Source organism: Pantoea sp. UBA6567, assembly GCF_002434165.1.
Lineage (GTDB): Bacteria > Pseudomonadota > Gammaproteobacteria > Enterobacterales > Enterobacteriaceae > Pantoea > Pantoea eucrina.
Genome location: NZ_DJJN01000006.1, coordinates 1331190 through 1349554 on the forward strand (window position 1 = coordinate 1331190; position 18365 = coordinate 1349554).

14 protein-coding genes are annotated in these 18365 nt (G+C 55.8%); 5 read left to right on the forward strand and 9 right to left on the reverse strand.

The genetic code is table 11. The annotated features are described in order from the left end of the window. Window positions 1-125 precede the first annotated feature (125 nt). The gene (gyrA, locus tag B4M48_RS12315) at window positions 126-2765 is read right to left on the reverse strand and encodes a DNA topoisomerase (ATP-hydrolyzing) subunit A (RefSeq protein ID WP_039385529.1); all 2640 of its coding nucleotides are present in this window, start codon (window positions 2763-2765) and stop codon (window positions 126-128) included. Between the two features lie 176 nt (window positions 2766-2941). Here gyrA and ubiG point away from each other — a divergent pair, with 176 nt between their 5' ends. From ubiG to yfaE, 4 genes are all read left to right on the forward strand, one after another. Then, entirely contained in the window at window positions 2942-3688 is a 747-nt protein-coding gene (ubiG, locus tag B4M48_RS12320; protein WP_039385530.1) for a bifunctional 2-polyprenyl-6-hydroxyphenol methylase/3-demethylubiquinol 3-O-methyltransferase UbiG, read from the forward strand. A gap of 405 nt (window positions 3689-4093) precedes the next feature. Beyond that, the gene (gene nrdA / locus B4M48_RS12325; RefSeq protein ID WP_039385532.1) at window positions 4094-6379 is read left to right on the forward strand and encodes a class 1a ribonucleoside-diphosphate reductase subunit alpha; all 2286 of its coding nucleotides are present in this window, start codon (window positions 4094-4096) and stop codon (window positions 6377-6379) included. 63 nt (window positions 6380-6442) lie between these two features. Next, entirely contained in the window at window positions 6443-7573 is a 1131-nt protein-coding gene (gene nrdB / locus B4M48_RS12330) for a class Ia ribonucleoside-diphosphate reductase subunit beta (protein ID WP_039385534.1), read from the forward strand. A 2-nt stretch (window positions 7574-7575) separates the two neighbouring features. Then, on the forward strand, window positions 7576-7836 hold the full coding sequence (yfaE, locus tag B4M48_RS12335; protein ID WP_039385536.1) for a class I ribonucleotide reductase maintenance protein YfaE: 261 nt from the start codon (window positions 7576-7578) through the stop codon (window positions 7834-7836). 395 nt (window positions 7837-8231) lie between these two features. Here the strand turns inward: yfaE and B4M48_RS12340 are convergent, their stop codons facing one another. Then, entirely contained in the window at window positions 8232-9428 is a 1197-nt protein-coding gene (locus B4M48_RS12340; RefSeq protein ID WP_039385538.1) for a nicotinamide mononucleotide deamidase-related protein YfaY, read from the reverse strand. 153 nt (window positions 9429-9581) lie between these two features. After that, window positions 9582-9902 (reverse strand): stress response protein ElaB, encoded by a 321-nt coding sequence (gene elaB, locus B4M48_RS12345; RefSeq protein ID WP_039385541.1) that lies wholly within the window; start codon window positions 9900-9902, stop codon window positions 9582-9584. A 288-nt stretch (window positions 9903-10190) separates the two neighbouring features. Between elaB and B4M48_RS12350 the strand changes: the two genes are divergently transcribed. After that, window positions 10191-11849 carry a glucan biosynthesis protein D gene (locus B4M48_RS12350; protein ID WP_039385544.1) on the forward strand — a complete coding sequence of 553 codons (1659 nt, stop codon included), beginning with the start codon at window positions 10191-10193 and terminating at the stop codon, window positions 11847-11849. Between the two features lie 29 nt (window positions 11850-11878). Here B4M48_RS12350 and B4M48_RS12355 read toward each other — a convergent pair whose 3' ends face one another. The 6 genes from B4M48_RS12355 to nuoJ form a co-directional block, all read right to left on the reverse strand. Beyond that, the gene (locus B4M48_RS12355) at window positions 11879-12331 is read right to left on the reverse strand and encodes a GNAT family N-acetyltransferase (RefSeq protein ID WP_039385547.1); all 453 of its coding nucleotides are present in this window, start codon (window positions 12329-12331) and stop codon (window positions 11879-11881) included. Window positions 12332-12466: 135 nt separating this feature from the next. Further along, window positions 12467-13924 carry an NADH-quinone oxidoreductase subunit NuoN gene (gene nuoN / locus B4M48_RS12360; RefSeq protein WP_288656823.1) on the reverse strand — a complete coding sequence of 486 codons (1458 nt, stop codon included), beginning with the start codon at window positions 13922-13924 and terminating at the stop codon, window positions 12467-12469. Window positions 13925-13930: 6 nt separating this feature from the next. After that, a complete protein-coding gene (gene nuoM / locus B4M48_RS12365) occupies window positions 13931-15451 on the reverse strand; it encodes an NADH-quinone oxidoreductase subunit M (protein WP_039385553.1) in 1521 nt (506 codons plus the stop codon). A gap of 224 nt (window positions 15452-15675) precedes the next feature. Beyond that, window positions 15676-17511, reverse strand: coding sequence for an NADH-quinone oxidoreductase subunit L (nuoL, locus tag B4M48_RS12370; RefSeq protein ID WP_039385555.1), 1836 nt, complete (start codon window positions 17509-17511; stop codon window positions 15676-15678). Further along, entirely contained in the window at window positions 17508-17810 is a 303-nt protein-coding gene (gene nuoK, locus B4M48_RS12375) for an NADH-quinone oxidoreductase subunit NuoK (protein WP_013509877.1), read from the reverse strand. The genes nuoL and nuoK overlap by 4 nt, the downstream gene beginning before the upstream one ends. Beyond that, window positions 17807-18358 (reverse strand): NADH-quinone oxidoreductase subunit J, encoded by a 552-nt coding sequence (nuoJ, locus tag B4M48_RS12380; RefSeq protein WP_039385563.1) that lies wholly within the window; start codon window positions 18356-18358, stop codon window positions 17807-17809. Before nuoJ ends, nuoK begins: the two co-directional genes overlap by 4 nt. Between the last annotated feature and the right edge of the window lie 7 nt (window positions 18359-18365).

Here is an 18365-nt window from a genome sequence, read left to right on the forward strand (position 1 = left end):
GTGCACATACACTAGCTTTATCGCTGCGAAAAAGCCAGTTGGTGCAGAGGTGCGGGGCGAAAACTCAGATAATAAAACGGCAGGTCGGTTGCCCTGACCTGCCGCTGATAAGGTGCATCAGACGATTATGCGTCGTCTTCTGCGTCCGGTGCCTCGTCATCGCTGTCGACTTCCGGCGCGATATCCTCTTCGCCTTCCGCCACGCTGCCGTCGATGGCATCCAGCTCCTCTTCTTCAACCGGCTCCGCCACGCGCTGCAGGCCAACCACGTTCTCATCTTCCGCGGTGCGGATCAGGATCACGCCCTGCGTGTTACGGCCGACCACGCTGACTTCCGATACGCGGGTGCGTACCAGCGTGCCGGCATCGGTGATCATCATAATCTGATCGCCATCTACCACCTGTACCGCACCGATAACCGGTCCGTTACGCTCGGTAACTTTGATCGAGATAACGCCCTGAGTGGCACGTGATTTCGTCGGATACTCGCTGTTAGCCGTACGCTTACCGTAACCATTCTGCGTAACGGTGAGGATCGCGCCCTCTTCGCGCGGCACAATCAGCGACACCACTTTATCGTTCTCTGCCAGCCTGATACCGCGCACGCCTGAGGCTGAACGCCCCATGGCACGCACTGCACTCTCAGCAAAGCGCACGACTTTACCGCCAGCGGAGAAGAGCATCGCTTCATCATTGCCGTTGGTCAGCGCTACGCCAATCAGCTCATCATCTTCACGCAGGTTGATGGCGATAATGCCGGCGCTGCGCGGACGACTGAACTCCTGCAGCGCGGTTTTCTTCACCGTGCCGCTGGCCGTCGCCATAAAAATATTGAAGCCTTCGGTATACTCACGCACCGGCAGAATAGCGGTAATGCGCTCGTTAGCTTCCAACGGCAGCAGGTTGACGATAGGACGCCCGCGTGCGCCACGGCTCGCTTCCGGCAGCTGATAAACCTTCATCCAGTAGAGACGACCCCGGCTGGAGAAGCAGAGAATCGTGTCGTGGGTATTAGCCACCAGCAGGCGATCAATGAAGTCCTCTTCTTTGATACGTGCGGCTGATTTACCCTTGCCGCCGCGGCGCTGCGCTTCATAATCTGACAGCGGCTGATACTTAACGTAGCCCTGATGCGACAGGGTGACGACCACATCTTCCTGGTTGATCAGATCTTCGATATTGATATCCGCGCTGTTGGCGGTGATCTCAGTACGGCGCGCATCGCCAAACTGATCGCGCATCGCTTCCAGCTCTTCGCGGATCACTTCCATCAGGCGGTCAGCACTCTGCAGAATGTGAATCAGCCCGGCAATCTGCTCCAGCAGCTCTTTGTACTCATCAAGCAGTTTCTCATGCTCAAGGCCGGTCAGTTTCTGCAGACGCAGATCCAGAATCGCCTGAGCCTGCTGCTCGGTAAGATAGTAGCGGCCATCGCGAATACCAAATTCAGGCTCCAGCCACTCCGGCCGCGCAGCGTCATCGCCGGCACGCTCAAGCATGGCGGCAACATTGCCGAGATCCCACGCCTGTGCCAGCAGAGCGCCCTTCGCTTCTGCTGGCGTCGGCGCGCGACGGATCTGCTCGATAATCGGATCGATATTCGCCAGCGCAATCGCCAGACCTTCAAGGATATGGGCACGATCGCGCGCTTTGCGCAGTTCGAAGATGGTGCGACGCGTCACCACTTCGCGACGGTGGCGCACAAAGGCTTCGATGATATCTTTCAGCGGCATGATCTTCGGCTGACCCTGATGCAGAGCCACCATGTTGATGCCGAAAGAGACCTGCAGCTGCGTCAGCGAATAGAGGTTGTTCAGAACCACTTCACCCACGGCGTCGCGTTTGACTTCAATGACAATGCGCATACCGTCTTTATCAGACTCATCGCGCAGCCCGCTGATCCCTTCAACGCGCTTCTCTTTAACCAGCTCGGCAATTTTTTCAATCAGGCGCGCTTTGTTAACCTGATACGGGATCTCATTGACAATAATGGTTTCGCGACCGGTTTTGGCATCGGTTTCGATTTCGCCACGCGCGCGAATGTAGATTTTACCGCGCCCGGTACGATAGGCCTCTTCAATACCACGACGGCCATTGATAAAGGCTGCGGTCGGGAAGTCCGGACCGGTGATGTGCTCCATCAGCCCTTCTACGCTGATGTTTTCATCATCGATAAAGGCGAGGCAGCCGTTGATCACTTCAGTCAGGTTATGCGGCGGAATGTTAGTTGCCATTCCCACGGCGATACCGGAGGAGCCGTTTACCAGCAGGTTAGGAATTTTGGTTGGCAGCACTTCCGGGATCTGCTCGGTGCCGTCGTAGTTTGGCACAAAGTCGACCGTCTCTTTTTCCAGATCGGCCAGAAGCTCAGAGGAGATCTTCGCCATACGGACTTCGGTATAACGCATCGCTGCGGCGGAGTCGCCATCAACGGAACCGAAGTTACCCTGACCGTCAACCAACATATAGCGCAGGGAGAACGGCTGGGCCATACGGACAATACTTTCGTATACAGCAGAGTCACCGTGCGGGTGATACTTACCGATAACGTCACCTACCACACGGGCAGATTTCTTATAGGCTTTATTCCAGTCGTTACCCAGTTCGCTCATGGCGTAAAGCACGCGGCGATGCACCGGCTTCAGGCCATCACGGACATCGGGTAAGGCTCGGCCAACAATGACCGACATGGCGTAATCGAGGTAGGAGTTTTTCAGCTCTTCTTCGATATTGACCGGTGTAATTTCTCTCGCAAGGTCGCTCATGGAGCCGCTATCCCTCTACTTAATCCCGGATTTTAAAGGTGCGAAAGTATATCACATTGCTTACGTACGGTGAACGTAAAGCGGGGTTTTCTGGCGCTTTTCGTTCACGCTGAGAGATGCCACCTGACGTTTAAGCGTTTATACTCAGAAGATATTTTGCCAGGAGTCGTTATTCAATGAGTGAACAACCGCAGGAAAGCCGTCAGAACGTCGATCACAGCGAGATTGCCAAGTTTGAAGCGGTCGCTTCGCGCTGGTGGGATCTGGAGGGTGAATTTAAGCCGCTGCACCGTATTAACCCGCTGCGTCTGGGCTGGATTGCGCAGCACAGCAACGGCCTGTTTGGTAAAAAAGTGCTCGATGTCGGCTGCGGCGGCGGCATTCTGGCAGAGAGCATGGCGCGTGAAGGCGCAGACGTAACCGGGCTGGATATGGGCGCGGAACCGCTGGCAGTCGCGCGTCTGCATGCTGAAGAGAACGGCGTCAGCGTCGATTATATTCAGCAGACGGTAGAGGATCATGCGAACAGCCATGCTGGCCAGTATGACGTAGTGACCTGCATGGAGATGCTGGAGCACGTACCCGATCCGCGCTCGGTTGTTATGGCCTGCGCCCGTCTGGTAAAACCAGGTGGTGAGGTCTTTTTCTCCACGATAAACCGCAATCCTAAAGCCTGGCTGCTGGCAATCTTCGGCGCCGAATATGTGCTGCGCATGCTGCCGCGCGGTACGCATGACGCCAAAAAGTTTATCCGCCCGGCTGAATTACTGGACTGGGTAGACGAAACCACACTGCGCGAACGCCACATGATTGGCCTGCACTATAATCCGCTGACCAACAAGTTCCGTCTCGGACCGGGTGTGGACGTGAACTATATGATTCATACCCACGCTCAGGCTGATGCCGCAGGCGAAACACGCTGATAACAGAGGCCCGCTCTGCGGAGCGCGCCTCTCTTCTTCATCCCCGCTAGCCGATCTTCTCCGTTTCGTCTCTGCCTTAATGACGGGTTCCGCGCCTTTGATTGAGATTTACGCGCTCAGTCATACTATTAAAAAAAAGTATGAAGCCGTTGACAGCTAACCCAGGCCTTATGCCACGCGGATCCAGGATTTTTCCCGGCTACCAGGACTGATTCTTTGCCAAAAATCAACTCTTGTTAAGCAAAGAATGCTGACTAAAATACTCACCATATAGTTAGTAAAACTTCCCGAACCCCCTATATATAGTGTTTATCCACAGGCTTACTCACAGCGAGCGGCTTGTGCATAGACCTTGTGAATAGTTAGGGGATAATTTCCTATTTCATGGACAGGTAAACACGCGACATGAACCAAAGTCTGCTCGTCACCAAACGCGATGGCCGTCAGGAACGCATTGATCTCGATAAAATTCACCGTGTACTCGACTGGGCGGCTGAAGGACTGAACAATGTTTCAGTTTCTCAGGTTGAACTGCGCTCCCACATTCAGTTTTATGATGGCATCAGAACCTCTGATATCCATGAAACCATCATCAAAGCCGCAGCCGATCTGATTTCGCGCGATGCGCCAGATTACCAGTATCTGGCAGCACGTCTGGCTATCTTCCATCTGCGTAAAAAAGCCTATGGCCAGTTTGAGCCACCGAAGCTTTACGATCAGGTCGTGAAAATGGTGGAGCTGGGCAAATATGACCGCCACCTGCTGGAAGATTACAGCACCGAAGAGTTTGAGCTGATGGACAGCTACATCGATCACTGGCGCGATATGAACTTCTCTTACGCTGCGGTTAAGCAGCTGGAAGGAAAATATCTGGTGCAGAACCGCGTCAGCGGTGAGATCTATGAGAGCGCGCAGTTCCTGTATATCCTGGTCGCAGCCTGCCTGTTCTCAAACTATCCACGCGATACGCGCATGAGCTACATCAAGCGCTTTTATGACGCGATCTCCACCTTCAAGATCTCGCTGCCAACGCCAATCATGTCTGGCGTGCGCACCCCGACCCGTCAGTTCAGCTCCTGCGTCCTGATTGAGTGCGGCGACAGCCTGGACTCTATCAACGCCACCTCCAGCGCTATCGTGAAATATGTGTCACAGCGCGCCGGCATCGGTATTAACGCAGGCCGTATTCGTGCGCTGGGCAGCCCGATCCGCGGCGGCGAAGCGTTTCATACCGGCTGTATCCCGTTCTATAAGCATTTCCAGACGGCGGTGAAATCGTGCTCTCAGGGCGGCGTGCGCGGCGGTGCAGCGACGCTGTTCTACCCGATGTGGCATCTGGAAGTGGAAAGCCTGCTGGTGCTGAAAAATAACCGTGGCGTGGAAGGTAACCGCGTGCGCCACATGGACTACGGCGTTCAGATCAACAAGCTGATGTATACCCGCCTGCTGAAAGGCGAAGATATCACCCTGTTCAGCCCGTCAGATGTCCCGGGTCTGTATGATGCGTTCTTCGCCGATCAGGAGGAGTTTGAACGTCTCTACACCAAATATGAGAAAGATGAGAGCATCCGTAAGCAGCGCGTAAAAGCGGTCGATCTCTTCTCGCTGATGATGCAGGAGCGCGCCTCAACCGGTCGTATCTACATCCAGAACGTCGATCACTGCAATACCCACAGCCCGTTTGACCCGGCGATTGCGCCAGTGCGTCAGTCTAACCTCTGCCTTGAGATTGCGCTGCCAACCAAGCCGCTTGAGGATGTGAATGATGAGAACGGCGAAATTGCGCTCTGTACGCTTTCCGCCTTCAACCTCGGTGCCATCAACAGCCTCGACGACCTCGAAGAGCTGGCGGTGCTGGCGGTTCGCGCGCTCGATGCGCTGCTTGATTATCAGGACTATCCGATTCCGGCAGCACAGCGTGGTGCCATGGGTCGCCGTACGCTGGGTATTGGCGTCATTAACTACGCTTACTACCTGGCGAAGCACGGCGTACGCTACTCTGACGGCAGCGCCAACAATCTGACGCACAAAACCTTTGAGGCTATTCAGTACTATCTGCTGAAAGCATCAAATGAGCTGGCAAAAGAGCAAGGCGCCTGCCCGTGGTTTAAAGAGACGACCTATTCACAGGGTATTCTGCCGATTGATACCTATAAAAAGGATCTGGACGCCGTCTGCAATGAGCCGCTGCATCTCGACTGGGAAGCGCTGCGTGAATCGATCACCACGCACGGCCTGCGTAACTCCACGCTCTCTGCCCTGATGCCGTCAGAGACCTCTTCGCAGATCTCTAACGCCACTAACGGTATTGAACCGCCGCGCGGCCACATCAGTATTAAAGCGTCTAAAGATGGCATCCTGCGTCAGGTGGTACCGGAGTATGAGCGTCTGAAAGATCAGTATGAGCTGCTGTGGGAAATGCCTTCTAATGATGGTTATCTGCAGCTGGTCGGCGTGATGCAGAAGTTTATCGATCAGGCGATCTCCTCAAACACGAACTACGATCCGGGCCGCTTTGCCAACGGTAAAGTACCGATGAAACAGCTGCTGAAAGATCTGCTTACCGCCTATAAGTTTGGTGTGAAGACGCTCTACTATCAAAACACCCGCGATGGCGCAGAAGATGCACAGGACGATCTGGCCCCGTCAATTCAGGACGATGGCTGCGAAAGCGGCGCCTGCAAAATCTGACCGGCGACGCGTACTTATGTCAGGGCTGGCGCTGCCAGCCCGCTTCACTTTTTGGACTTAGTCATGGCTTATACTACTTTTTCACAGAATAAAAACGATCAGCTGAAAGAGCCGATGTTCTTCGGCCAGTCCGTGAACGTGGCGCGTTTCGATCAGCAGAAATATGACATTTTTGAAAAGCTGATTGAGAAGCAGCTCTCTTTCTTCTGGCGTCCGGAAGAGGTCGACGTCTCACGCGATCGTATCGACTACCAGGCGCTGCCGGATCACGAAAAGCATATCTTCATCAGCAACCTGAAGTATCAGACGCTGCTCGACTCTATCCAGGGCCGCAGCCCGAACGTCGCGCTGCTGCCGCTGATCTCTATCCCGGAGCTGGAAACCTGGATTGAAACCTGGGCGTTTTCTGAGACCATTCACTCACGCTCTTACACCCATATTATCCGCAACATCGTCAACGATCCGTCGCTGGTGTTTGATGATATCGTCACCAACGAGCAGATTCTGGCGCGCGCGCAGGATATCTCAAAGTACTACGACGATCTGATTGAGATGACCAACTACTGGCATCTGCTGGGCGAAGGCACGCATCAGGTTGCCGGTAAATCAGTCACCGTCAGCCTGCGTGCGCTGAAAAAGCAGCTCTATATCTGTCTGATGAGCGTTAACGCGCTGGAAGCGATTCGCTTTTACGTCAGCTTCGCCTGCTCATTCGCTTTTGCCGAACGTGAACTGATGGAAGGCAACGCCAAAATCATCAAGCTGATTGCGCGCGATGAAGCGCTGCACCTGACCGGCACCCAGCATATGCTGAACCTGCTGCGCAGCGGTGAAGACGATCCGGAGATGAAAGAGATTGCTGCCGAGTGCCGTGAAGAGTGCTTCGAGCTGTTTAAGAAGGCGGCACTGCAGGAGAAAGAGTGGGCAGAGTATCTGTTCAGCGGCGGCTCAATGATTGGTCTGAACAAAGATATTCTGTGCCAGTACATTGAGTACATCACTAATATCCGTATGCAGGCGGTGGGTCTCGATCTGCCCTTCCAGACCCGCTCCAACCCGATTCCATGGATCAACTCCTGGCTGGTGTCTGATAACGTGCAGGTAGCACCGCAGGAAGTAGAAGTTAGCTCCTATCTGGTGGGTCAGATCGACTCCGAAGTAGGCGAAGACGACTTCAACGATTTCCAGCTCTGAGCATGAGCCGCGCTGTTGTTATCCTGCGCAGTTCAGGCTCCCGCCTGGAGTGCGCAGATGAACATCCTAATCTGCTGACCACGCTTGAGGCACATAATCTCTGCGTGGAGTTTCAGTGCCGTGAAGGCTACTGCGGCTCCTGCCGTATGCGCCTGGTACGGGGCGAAGTCGATTACGCTGAAACCCCGCTGGCTTTTATTCAGCAGGGTGAAATCTTGCCCTGCTGCTGTAAAGCGCGCGGCGAGATTGAGATTGAGCTGTAACCACCCCCGTCTGTTTTCTTTCACATCGTTCATGCGACAAGAAAGCCACTCTGGTCAGAGGGGGCGCTGAACACGCCCGGAACGGCAACACCCGCTCCCTGCGGGCCTCGGCACGCGGCGTCCCTGCCGCGTGACGTCCGGCTCAATTCAACGCCCCCTCTTCCCCTGTGCTTCTGTGCGGCTGTAAGAGCGAGTTATCTGACAGCTATGCAGAAGTCACAGGGCGCGGAAGCGACGGTGATTTGCAGCAGCCTCCGCGCCATGGATGGCGCGGCGTCAGGCCCCAGGGAGGGGTTTATGCCGGTGCGGCAAATCACCGTCACTTCCGCAACCAGGCTCTCTTTGCAATCGATACCGGTTACGCACTGACGTATCCGGTATGCCCACAGACGCAATCAGTGCTTTACCGTTTCCAGGATGTCGATCCAGCCGTGTCCGGTTGAAACTTCGCTGCCGTGCAGCCAGCGACGCAGCATGTTCATTGCCATCATCGCCACCACTTTCTGCCGGGTTTCCTGATTATGGCGGCCGTGTGAAAACTTCACCCGCTGGCCCCAGCCCGCTTCAGGCGTCTGCAGCGCAATCGCAATTTCTCCTTCGGCCAGTTCACTGACAGAGAGCGCCAGAGCGCTGCCCTGCTCTGCCGCCAGCATGCGTGTCCGCTCAACCTGTGCTTCAAGTGTTTCTGCCTGCGGCGCCAGGATCTCGCCAGCGCTTAGCGGCACGTCCGCAGCGGCCAGCTGCCAGTGCAGAAAGCCCGCGGTATACTGCTCACTGGTGGCGAGGTAAAACTTACGCTGCTGCAGCTCACGCGCCAGCAGCGCGGGCAGCCCTTCGGTGCCTTCGAAAATCGTACATTCGGCCAGCAGCAGCTTTACCTGCTGCCAGACCTGCTCCATCGCCACGCGCGCACTGGCAGGCCCGGTAAGCTTGATTTCGATAATCGGCATTGAAGAGCGGTAACCCATTACGACCCCTTCGGGCAGCGCCAGCGGCTCCAGCTCAGCCGCAATATCACTCTCGCCGCGACCAAAGGTCGTCAGGCGCAGGCAGAGCGGGGGTTCAGGCAGGGTAAAACGTGCTTTCAGGCGCGGAATAATCTCTTGCTCCACCATCACTTTGAATTCTGACGGCACGCCCGGCGTAAAGAAAATTAAGCAGCGGTTGAGCTGGAGTGCGAAACCACAGGCGGTACCCACAGGGTTATCGATAAGCGTGGCGTTAGCCGGGATTTCAGCCTGTTTGCGATTGCTGGCGGCCATCACGCGACCGCGACTGGCAAACCAGGCTTCCATTTTTGCCAGCCATTCTGTCTGCAGCACCAGCTCGCAACCGCTGGCGGCCGCGGCGGCCTGCGCGCTCAAATCATCAGAGGTCGGCCCCAGTCCCCCGTTAACAATCAGCACATCTGCCACCTGGCTACGGCTCTGTAATGCATCAATCAGCGACGGCAGCGCATCACCCACGGTCATGCGGCTGGTCATCGGCAGGCCATGCTGAAACAGCACGTCCGCCAGCCAGGCGGCGTTGGTATCCACAATTTGTCCATGCAGCACTTCATCGCCCGTGGCGAGCATCTCAACACGTATCACGTTGCATTCTCCTTGTCCTGGTTACGCTTTACTGTAGAAAGCAGGCGAGGTAAACACAATCATCAGGAAGGGAAATCGGGAAAGAGATCGTAAATAGCGAAGAAAGTATGGCAGGCGAAGCCGGGCGCAGCGTTGCGCGCGCCCGGCAGCGTATTAACGACGGGCCAGCAGTAAACCTACAAACAGGCCTGCAGCGGCGCCAATACCCACGCCCTGCCACGGTTTTTCATGCACGTAATCATCGGCACGATAGGCCGCCTGTTTGGCACGATAGTAGTAGCTGTCCGAAGCCTGACTGACGCGGCTCTTCACATCTTCCAGCGCCTGCTCAGCTTTTTGTTTGAGTTCAATATACTTCTGATCGGCCGGATCGCCGGACGCGCGCAGCACTTCTTCAAGCGTTTCAGTTAACAGCGCCAGATCGTCGTCAATACCTGATTCATAACGGTTATCAAATTGGTCTGAAGATGACATTATGCGGTTCCTCCGTGTTCATAACGTGTCGATTAACTATAGCCATAAATCATAACTTTGCTGGCCGAAATTGCGTCTGTGCGCTCCGTAAAAACGTGACGGCTTTGTAAAAACAGGCCGGATCCCCCTGAGCGACAGAGAATCTGCTTCGTTTATTTGATTAATCTGATAAATTTTCCGGCGAGTGAATTTTTTGATTGCGCCACTGTCGTAACCCCCTGTAGCCCGACGCTAACCGTCTGGAAACAGACACAATACACCCGAGCAGCTAAGGATTAGAATTCCGGCATGAATCGTAGAAAATTTGTGAAAGCGTCCGTCGCTCTGTCAGCCCTGAGTGGCATGACCGGGCTCTCCTCGCTGTTTGCGCAATCTGCATGGGCCGATGACGGCATCGCCGACGGCAAAGCCGTGCGCTTCGATTTTGATGTATTGAAACAGAAGGCCGCCGCGCTGGCGAAAAAGCCCTGGGGCGGTGCGCCCGGTGCGCTGCCTGACACGCTGGCGACCCTTACGCCGCAAGCGTACAACGAAATTCAGTATGACGCTCAGCACTCGCTGTGGAACAACGTCGCCGATCGCGAGCTGGACGTGCAGTTTTTCCACGTCGGCATGGGATTTAAACGGCGTATCCGCATGTTCTCTGTTGATGCGGCCAGCCGCGAAGCACGGGAAATCCACTTTCGCCCGGAGCTGTTTAAGTATCATGACGCCGGCGTCGACACGCAGCAGCTGGCGGGTAAAAACGATCTCGGCTTTGCCGGTTTCCGCGCGTTTAAAAAGCCGGAGCTGGCGCGGCGTGATATCGTCTCTTTCCTCGGGGCCAGCTACTTCCGCGCCGTGGATGAAACCTATCAGTATGGCCTCTCCGCCCGCGGCGTTGCTGTTAACACGTTCAGCAACGGTCAGGAGGAGTTTCCTGATTTCACCGCGTTCTGGTTTGAAACGCCAAAAGCAGACGACACTACCTTTGTCGTGTATGCCCTGCTGGATGGTGCCAGCCTGACCGGTGCCTACAAATTCACCATTCACTGTGAAGAGAAACGCGTGGTGATGGAAGTGGAAAACCACCTCTATACACGTAAAGCGATTCGTCAGCTCGGCATTGCGCCGATGACCAGTATGTTCAGCTGCGGTACCAACGAACGCCGCATGTGCAACACCTACCATCCGCAGATCCATGACTCCGATCGCCTGGCGATGTGGAGCGGCAGCGGTGAATGGATCGCCCGTCCGCTTAATAACCCGCAGCGCCTGCAGTTCAACGCCTATAAAGATGAAAACCCGCGCGGCTTTGGTCTGCTGCAGCTGGATCACGACTTTAAAAATTATCAGGATGTGATTGGCTGGTACGACAAACGCCCGAGCCTGTGGGTCGAGCCAACCGGCAAATGGGGTAAAGGCGCGATTAATCTGATGGAGATCCCTACCACCGGGGAAACGCTGGATAACGTGGTCTGCTTCTGGCAGCCAGAGGAGCCGATTCAGGCGGGCAGCGAGCTGAACTTTGGCTATAAGCTCTACTGGAGCCAGCTGCCGCCGGTGCGCAGCGATCTGGCGCGCGTGGATGCGACCCGTACCGGCATTGGCGGTTTTCCCGAAGGCTGGGCGCCGGGTGAACATTTCCCGGAGACCTGGTGCCGCCGCTTTGCCGTAGATTTCATTGATGGCGACCTGAAAGCAGCCGCTGCCAGGGGCATTGAGCCGGTCATTACCGTTTCATCAGGCACGTTCAAACAGGTAGAGATCCTCTACGTTGAACCGATTAACGGTTATCGCATTCTGTTTGACTGGTATCCGAACAGCGATGCGACCACGCCTGTGGAGATGCGCCTGTTCCTGCGCACCAAAGATGAGACGCTGAGCGAAACCTGGCTCTACCAGTATTTTCCGCCACCGCCCGATCAGCGTAAATATACCGATGACCGGCAGATGACGCCGGGCTGATAACGATAACGGCGAGGCTTCCCTCGCCGTTATATTTTCTGCATGCCGATATGCGGAATCTCATCTTCAAGGTAAACAGCAGTGACCGCCTGAAAACCGAGCCGGCCATAAAACCCCTCAAGGTGCGCCTGCGCCGACAGATAAATTGCCTGCCCGGGCCAGTGCGTTTCACAGCTGTTCAGCACCTGTTCCATCAGCCGGTAGCCCAGCTTCAGCCCGCGCGCCTCTTCAGAGACAATCACCCGCCCCACAACGACTGCCTTATCCGGCTGCGCGGGTGTCAGTATGCGCGCGCAGGCCAGCAGCTTCCCTTCAAGAAAACCGAGGATATGACGGTTTTCTGCAGCCAGATCCTGGCCATCCAGATCCTGATAGGGGCACTGCTGCTCCACAATAAAAACCCGGTTACGCAGCGCCAGCAGCGTATAGAGTTGCTGTGCCGTCAGTTCCTGGTGGTGGCAATCAAGCCATGCTATTTCCACAGATATCCTCCTCTTCAAATGACAATATTCTGAGACTACTACGCCGGCCGAAGTAACACCATGATGGTAGCGGCCATCGATACAGATAAAAAAAATCAGGCCCGGAGGCCTGATTTTCGTCAGCAGAATGCATCGTTACATCAGCGGTTGCGCCATCTGCACCAGCCTGATGAGCGGCTGCGGATAAACACCCAGCAGCAGCACCAGAATGGCGGAGATCAGGACAACCACACCACCCGCGGTAAACGCCCAGTTAGCAGGCGTATCACGCGTATGCAGCTCTGGCGGGGTGAGATAGAGGCTCACCGTTACGCGCAGATAGTAGTACAGGCCGATGGCGCTGCCGGCAACGACTGCAGCAGTCAGCCACCAGAGATGCGCATTCACACCGGATGCGATAACGTAAAACTTACCGATAAAGCCCAGCGTCATCGGAATACCCGCCAGCGACAGCATCATCACCGTCATGACCGCTGAGAGTACCGGACGATGCCAGAACAGGCCGCGATAGGAATAGAGCGAGTCAGCATCCGGACCGCGATACGGGCTGGACATCAGGCTGACCACGCCAAACGCACCCAGGCTGCTGAACAGATAACCCGCCAGGTAGACGCCAGCCGTTTCCAGCGACAGCTGATGCGTTTTCACCGCAATCAGCGCGACCAGCAGATAGCCGAGATGAGCGATAGAGGAGTAGCCGAGCAGACGCTTAATGTTGCTCTGCGAAATCGCCATCAGGTTACCCACCAGGATAGAGACAAAGGCGATAATCCCCAGCACGTTGCGTACCGCTTCGCTGTCGGTCAGCGGCGCGTACATAAACAGGCGCATAATGACACCAAAGATAGCGATCTTGCTGGCGGTTGCCAGGAAGGTCGATACCGGTGCAGGCGCGCCCTGGTAAACGTCCGGCGTCCAGAGGTGAAACGGCACCAGCGACAGCTTAAAGCCCAGGCCGATAATCATCATTCCCAGTCCCACCAGCAGCAGCGGCTGCTGGATCATGCTGTCGGTCAGGCTGTTACCCAGCTGAACAAAGCTCAGGCTGCCGGAATCGGCGTAGACCAGCGCAATACCAAACAGCAGAAACGACGAGGCGGCCGCAGAAAGAATGGTGTATTTCAGCGCCGCTTCCAGCGAACGTTTCTGCCGGAAGGCGTAGCCAATCAGGCCAAACAGCGGCAGGGAGAGCAGCTCAATACCGATAAACAGCGCGGCGAGATGGTTGGCACTTGCCAGCACCACGCCACCCAGCGCGGCAATCAGCACCAGCAGGTAAAACTCATCCTTGTTATCCGGGAAGCCCGCCAGCCAGGGATAGGCGAACGTACAGGTCGCCAGACTCGCCAGCATCACCAGCGCGGTATAAAACATGGAGTAGCCGTCAACGCGCAGCAGCGGCGTGACATCCATTGCGCCCGCCTGACCAACAAACCACAGCGACACCAGCGCAAGGTTCAGGCCAATAACGGTCAGCGTGGCATTAACGAAGTGGTTGCGTCGCCACGCAATGGACAGCATCACCACCACCACCGTCAGTCCGACGATCAACAGCGGCAGTAGCGCGATCAATTGTTGAGGAGTTATTGTCATGGCGAATTACGGCCTTGTAGTTGAAATTGAAGCGGTAAACCACTGCTGAATATTACTCATCGCAGCATGGGACGTATCGAGAATCGGCTGCGGGTAGACACCCAGCAGCACCAGCAGCACGACCAGCACGCCGATGGTGGCAAATTCGCGTACTGACATGCCCGGCAGCGGCTCTTTCGATTTCGCTTCGCCATAGTAAGCACGCTGCATCATGATCAGCGAGTAGACCGAGGCGAACACCAGCCCAAAGGTGGCAATCACGATAATCACAGGCACGACCTGGAAGCTGCCGGTCAGGATCATGAATTCGCCCACAAAGTTGCCGGTCCCCGGCATGCCGAGATTCGCTACCGCAAAAAAGAGTGACAGACCCGGGATCCATTTGATTCGCGACCACAGACCGCCCATCTGACGCATATCGCGGGTATGCAGACGTTCATACAGCTGGCCGCACAGAATAAACAGTGCCGCGGCTGAAAGACCGTGAGCAATCATCTGGATAACCGCGCCCTGGAAGGCCAGCTGGCTGCCGGTATAGATCGCGATCAGCACAAAGCCCATGTGCGAAATCGAGGTATAGGCGATCAGACGTTTAATATCGGTCTGCGAGAACGCCATCCAGGCACCATAGAAGATGCCGATAATGCCAAGCCACATCGCAATCGGTGCAAATTCAGCTGAAGCGTTCGGAAACAGCGGCAGGCTAAAGCGCAGCAGACCATAGGCTGCTGTTTTCAGCAGAATACCGGCCAGATCGACGGAGCCGGCAGTCGGCGCCTGACTGTGTGCATCGGGCAGCCAGCCATGAAGCGGCACCACCGGCATTTTCACCGCAAAGGCGATGAAGAAGCCCAGCATCAGCAGCCATTCGACATTGCGTGACATCGGCGTTTTCAGCAGTTCTTCATAGCTGAAGGTCCAGACGCCGGTCGCATTGTAGTGCACAAACACCAGCGCCAGAATCGCAATCAGCATCACCAGACCAGACGCCTGGGTGTAAATAAAGAACTTGGTCGCCGCCGTGATACGGGTTTTACCATCCGACGCTTTATGTCCCCAGAGCGCGATGAGGAAATACATCGGCACCAGCATCATCTCCCAGAAGAAGAAGAACAGGAACATGTCGATGGCAAGGAATACGCCGATAACGCCGCCCAGGATCCACATCAGGTTGAGGTGGAAAAAGCCCTGATACTTCTCAATCTCGTTCCATGAGCAGAGGACTGCCATCAGGCCCAGCAGACCGGTCAGTACCACCATCAGCAGTGACAAACCATCAATTGCCAGGTGGAAGCGAATACCAAAGCGCGGGATCCACGCAACATCAAAGCTTGATTGCCACTGCGGCAGACCGCTGGCCTGCGTCAGCGAATAGCCCCCCTGCAGCCACAGCTGCAGGCCAAGCGCCAGCGTGAGCCCCATGGTGATCAGGGCGATCCAGCGTGGTACTTTTGCGCCAAGCCGTTCAGCCAGCCAGCAGAGCAGGCCCCCGACGAAAGGTATTATTATTAGCCAAGGTAATAGCACGGCATACTTCCCTTTTTTTAACCTGGTTTCGAGCTATCCTGCTTGCCCGTTTCGTTTCCGGCAGTGCCTGCAATCCTTACGTACATCAGTACGCTCCGGTTGCTGTGCGCTGGCGATAACGAAACGGGCTGCGCCGATTACGCTTCGTCATTCAGGCAATTTTCACATTCGCTATCAGGAAGAGAAGCAGTTTCTGTCATCTTCTCTTCCAAGCCCATCAATCTTTACATCACCAGCATCAGGGCAAGCACCACAACGGCACCCACACTCATGGAGGCAACATACCAGCGCAGATACCCGTTCTCGCTGACAACCAGACCTTTATTACCAATACGCGACAGCAGCGCAGGCAGGTTCATCAGTGAGTTCAGCGGATCGCGCTGCAGCAGCCAGGCGATACCGAGATAGGGTTTGACAAAGACTTTGTCATACAGCCAGTCAAAGCCCCACGCGGCAAACCACCAGGTGCCGAAGAAGCGGCCCGGTGCGCTGTTGGCTACGCGGGTCACCAGCTGACGCTTGCCCAGCCAGAGTGCAGCAGCAATCAGAATACCGCTGACAGCGACCAAGCCTGAGGCGATCTCCAGTGCCATTTTGCCGTTTTCACCAAATTCATTTTCCGGTAGTACGCCTGCCAGCGGAGGCGTTATCAGCGCGCCAATGAAGGTGGAGAGAATCAGCAGCACAATCAGCGGCAGATGATGGGTAATGCCTTTACCGGCATGCGCGTGGATCTTCTCTTCGCCGTGGAACACGATAAAGATCATGCGGAAGGTATAGATAGAGGTAAGGAATGCCCCGACCAGACCGGCAACCATCAGATTGATGTGACCATTAGCCAGCGCACCAAACAGGATCTCATCTTTACTGTAGAAGCCTGCGGTAATAAGCGGCAGCGCAGCCAGCGCGGCACCGCCCACCAGGAAGCAGGCATAAACCAGCGGAATGCTCTTGCGCAGGCCACCCATTTTGAAGATGTTCTGCTCATGATGGCACGCCAGAATAACGGAGCCAGACGAGAGGAACAGCAGCGCTTTAAAGAATGCGTGCGTCATCAGATGGAAAATCGCCGCATCCCACGCCTGCACGCCCAGCGCCAGAAACATGTAGCCAATCTGACTCATGGTTGAGTAAGCCAGGACGCGCTTGATATCGGTCTGAACCAGCGCAGCAAAGCCCGCCAGTACCAGCGTGATAGCCCCGACAATGCCCACCAGGTGCAGAACGTCAGGCGTCAGCAGGAACAGGCCGTGGGTACGGGCGATCAGATAGACGCCCGCCGTTACCATGGTTGCCGCATGGATCAGCGCTGAAACCGGCGTCGGACCCGCCATCGCATCCGCCAGCCAGGTCTGCAGCGGCAGCTGAGCCGATTTACCTACCGCGCCACCCAGCAGCATCAGGGTCGCCCACTGCAGCATGCTGTTGTCGGCGGCAAAGTGTGCCGGTGCCAGCGCCATCAGCTCGCGGAAGTTCAGCGTGCCGAGTTCGTTGTAGAGAATAAACAGCGCAAAGGCCAGGAACACATCGCCCACGCGGGTGATGATAAAGGCTTTCATGGCCGCTTTGCCGTTGTCCGGATTGCTGTAGTAGAAGCCGATCAGCAGATAGGAGCAGAGCCCTACCCCTTCCCAGCCGAGGTACATCAGCATCAGGTTATCAGCCAGAACCAGTACTACCATGCTGGCGATAAACAGGTTGGTATAGGCGAAGAAGCGCGAATAGCCCTCTTCACCACGCATATACCAGGAGGCGAACATATGGATAAAGAAGCCGACGCCGGTGACGACAGAGAGCATGGTCAGCGACAGGCCATCCAGCACCAGGTTCACTTTAATGTCAAAGTTGCCAACCTGCATCCAGGTCCACAATGCCTGCGTAAACGGCTGTTGCCCCTGACTGAAAAACTCCACGCCCGCATAGAGCGTGGTCAGGGCTGAAAGACCGACCGACCCCATTCCGACAGCGGCTGACAGGTTCTCCGACCAGCGGCCCCGGGAAAACGCTAACAGCAAAAAGCCAATTAGCGGAAACAGTACAGTTAAATAGAGAAGATTCATCCGCGCATCTCGCTCACTGTGTCAATGTTCAGCGTCTGACGACGACGATAGAGCTGCAGCAGCAGAGCCAGGCCAATACTCGCTTCCGCTGCCGCAAGGCTGATTGCCAGGATATACATCACCTGACCATCTGCCTGTCCCCAATAGCTGCCCGCTACCACCAGCGCCAGCGCTGCGGCGTTGATCATGATCTCCAGACCAATCAGCATAAAGAGCAGATTACGGCGCAGCACCAGCGAGGTCAGGCCGAGAACAAAGAGCACCGCAGCCAGAATCAGGCCATGTTGTAATGGGATCATGCCTGTCCCTCCTTATTGGATGCCGCATCCGTGACGCGATGGCTCATCACTTCAGCGTGACGATCGTCGCGACCGATATGGAAGGCCACCACCAGGCCTGCCAGCAGCAGCATTGAAGCCAGCTCAACTGCCAGAACATACGGGCCAAACAGGCTGATACCGACCGCTTTTGCATCGATAACCGTGCCATCAATACCCTGATCGGTGGCGGTGAGAATAGCGTAAACCATCACCACCAGCAGCAGCGCTGAAACGATGCCGGGTCCCACCCAGAGCGAGGGCTTAAGCCACTCGCGTTCCTGCTCCTGCTGCTGCTTGCCGAGATTAAGCATCATCACCACAAACACAAACAGCACCATAATGGCACCGGCGTATACGATAATTTCCAGCGCGCCTGCAAAGTAGGCACCCATGGCAAAAAACGCGCCGGCAATCGACAGCAGCGAAACAATCAGGTACAGCAGCGCGTGTACCGGGTTCGTATGCGTGATAACGCGCAGCGTCGTCAGCACCGCTACCAGTCCGCAAAGATAAAACGCAAATTCCATACCTGGC

Excerpts from the sequence above, each read along its gene's own strand:
- gyrA (WP_039385529.1), bottom strand. The coding sequence starts at position 2,765 with ATGAGCGACCTTGCGAGAGAAATTACACCGGTCAATATCGAAGAAGAG.
- ubiG (WP_039385530.1), top strand. The coding sequence starts at position 2,942 with ATGAGTGAACAACCGCAGGAAAGCCGTCAGAACGTCGATCACAGCGAG.
- nrdA (WP_039385532.1), top strand. The coding sequence starts at position 4,094 with ATGAACCAAAGTCTGCTCGTCACCAAACGCGATGGCCGTCAGGAACGC.
- nrdB (WP_039385534.1), top strand. The coding sequence starts at position 6,443 with ATGGCTTATACTACTTTTTCACAGAATAAAAACGATCAGCTGAAAGAG.
- yfaE (WP_039385536.1), top strand. The coding sequence starts at position 7,576 with ATGAGCCGCGCTGTTGTTATCCTGCGCAGTTCAGGCTCCCGCCTGGAG.
- elaB (WP_039385541.1), bottom strand. The coding sequence starts at position 9,902 with ATGTCATCTTCAGACCAATTTGATAACCGTTATGAATCAGGTATTGAC.
- B4M48_RS12350 (WP_039385544.1), top strand. The coding sequence starts at position 10,191 with ATGAATCGTAGAAAATTTGTGAAAGCGTCCGTCGCTCTGTCAGCCCTG.
- nuoN (WP_288656823.1), bottom strand. The coding sequence starts at position 13,924 with ATGACAATAACTCCTCAACAATTGATCGCGCTACTGCCGCTGTTGATC.
- nuoL (WP_039385555.1), bottom strand. The coding sequence starts at position 17,511 with ATGAATCTTCTCTATTTAACTGTACTGTTTCCGCTAATTGGCTTTTTG.
- nuoK (WP_013509877.1), bottom strand. The coding sequence starts at position 17,810 with ATGATCCCATTACAACATGGCCTGATTCTGGCTGCGGTGCTCTTTGTT.
- nuoJ (WP_039385563.1), bottom strand. The coding sequence starts at position 18,358 with ATGGAATTTGCGTTTTATCTTTGCGGACTGGTAGCGGTGCTGACGACG.